2 protein-coding genes are annotated in these 2,365 nt (G+C 62.0%); both read right to left on the bottom strand.

Annotated features, from left to right (window positions below; translation table 11 throughout):
* Nucleotides 1-701, bottom strand: a 701-nt coding sequence (locus WBV42_RS08030; RefSeq protein ID WP_423985562.1) for a Gfo/Idh/MocA family protein, incomplete at its 3' end; no start/stop codon positions are given.
* Nucleotides 702-755: 54 nt separating this feature from the next.
* Nucleotides 756-2,036, bottom strand: a complete 1,281-nt coding sequence (locus WBV42_RS08035; RefSeq protein WP_423985563.1) for a Cdc6/Cdc18 family protein — start codon at nt 2,034-2,036, stop codon at nt 756-758.
* Nucleotides 2,037-2,365: the final 329 nt, after the last annotated feature.

Raw genomic sequence — 2,365 nt, forward strand, 5'->3', positions numbered from 1 at the left:
CCCTCGGGATACCCCCACGACGCTTCGACGTGGCCGACGACGCCGTTTTCGAACCGCAGCGTCACCGACGAGTGTTGGTTCAGGTGGCCGTCGCTCCACGACGCCGTCCGTGCGAAGACGCGGTCCACGTCCCCGGCGATCCAGCGGAGATAATCGAAGTCGTGAATCGCCATGTCAAGGAGGACACCCCCGCTTTGCTCGGTATCGCCGAACCACGAGTTGGTACCGTATCGCGGCGGCGAGGAGAGTCGCTCGGTGTGAAGCGTTCCCAGCGATCCGACCTCCCCAGCGTCGATACGGCGCTTGGCTTCGACGTATTCGGGGAAGTACCGCAGCACGTGCCCCGTCATGAAGGTGACATCCGCGTCGGTCACCGCCTCGACGATGGCGTCCGCATCCGTCGTCGTTCGGGCGAGCGGTTTCTCGCAGAACACGTCGAGACCACGTTCGGCGGCCGCCTCGACGAGTGGCCGGTGTGTCGGTGTCGGCGTGCAGATATCGACGGCCGTGACGTCGGCGTCGCTCATCATCTCTGCCGCGTCCTCGTACACGTCGGCGTTCGCCGTCTGCTCCTCGGCGAACGTGTAACGCTCGTCGTCGAGCGACGCGACGGCCGCGATCTCCGCCCCGTCTATCTCCTGATAACTGTTAGCATGTGTCGTGCCCATGAATCCAGTTCCCACTAATCCGATTCGTTCCATCACCCTATACTGTGGAAGTAGTGGTCTTAAACCTTCTGTCACCCTGGATAAATTTCAGATGTTCGACCACGTCGTCGCGGTCGCCCCCGATGTCGGACCGACCCCGGCGAACCGACTGCTCTCGTCGAACACCGGCCGGATGACGGACGGATCTTCGATGAGGTGCAGACGCAGGTAACTGCCCCGAGCGCGTCCGTCCCCGGTTCGCGTGATATCGAGCACTTCGAGGAACTCCCACTCCCGGAGCAGGTCGTGGACGCGCCGCTTCGAGAGGACCGTGAGACCGGCGTCGGCACAGACGTCCTCGTAGGCCGCGTACACGTCCGTCGTCCTGAACGTCCGCGACCGCTCGACGAGAGCCAACGAGACGATGGCGAGGAGCGTCGCCTTCTGTTGGGCCGTCGCCCCCTCGAACAGCGTTTGGAACCGGTCGCGCTCGGCGAGCGTGTCGGCACTTTGGACGTGGTCGACGGTGATGGTTTCGGACTCCTCACCGACCGCGAGTTCCCCGGCGTGACGGATCAGATTGATGGCCTTCCGTGCGTCGCCGTGTTCCTCCGACGCGAGCGACGCACAGGTCGAGAGCACCTCGTCCGAAAGCACCCCGCGACGGAACGCCTCGGAGCGGCTTCGAATGATTTCACGGAGGTCGTCCCGGCTGTACGGGGCGAATATGATCTCGCGTTCCTGCAGGCTACTCTTGACGCGTTCCTGCAACCGTTCGCGGTAGCGCACCTTGTTACTGATTCCGACGATACCCACCGAACAACGGGAGAGCTTCCCGGTTTCCTCGGCACGGGACAACTGCAGGAGCAGTTCGTCGTTTTCGAGTCGGTCTATCTCGTCCAGTACCACGAGCGCGACGTCGTGTCGAGAATCGAGCACGTCCCAGAGCAGACGATAGTACCGCGACCGTCCGAAGCCAGTCTCGGGAACGTCGATGCGCGTTTCGTCCGGGTCGTTTATCTCCCGAGCGAGCGCCCTGACTGCGCGCGTCTCGGTGTCCTCTTGCGAACAGTCGATGGTTGCACGGGCGATGGAAACTCCGTTCTCGCTCGCGGCATCCACGATACGACCCGTCGCGTATCGGGCACAGAGGGACTTTCCGGCCCCCGTCTTTCCGTACAGGAACGTGTTGTTCGGCGCACCCCCGCCGATGGCGGGATTCAACGCGGTTGCGAGGCGTCTGATCTCTTCGTTGCGGGCTACGATGTGCCGCGGCTCCGGCGCGTATCCGATTTCGAGAAGGCCCTTTCTGGCGAAAACGTCCTCCTGTAATCGAAACACTCCGTCGAGGGCGTCCGCGTTCTCCGGTGGGCTGTCACGCCGTGTCATGACACAGTACTGCGGCTACTTCCTCATAAATTCGTCGGGGAAATCGACCGTTGAATTTTGGAATTTCGGGGGATGTCGTCCCGACCGTCGGACTCGATTCGTGGGATGGGACGGACTTCCGTCCCGCTCCCACCACGTCCTTTCGACCCCCTCCCCCCTCGTTTCACCTGTATTCCATTACGTCCATATTTTTGTAAAGCCACGACTGTCTTTCACACTCATGACCTATCTGCCTGGATTCGTACTCGGGGTTCGTTCCGGCGGCGAGACTCACCGTCGTCTCGTTTTTCCTTCGGGACGAAAAGATGCGGTCGGTATCAGTCGAGAAA

Origin of the sequence: Haladaptatus sp. (assembly GCF_049589095.1) — an archaeon.
GTDB lineage: Archaea > Halobacteriota > Halobacteria > Halobacteriales > Haladaptataceae > Haladaptatus.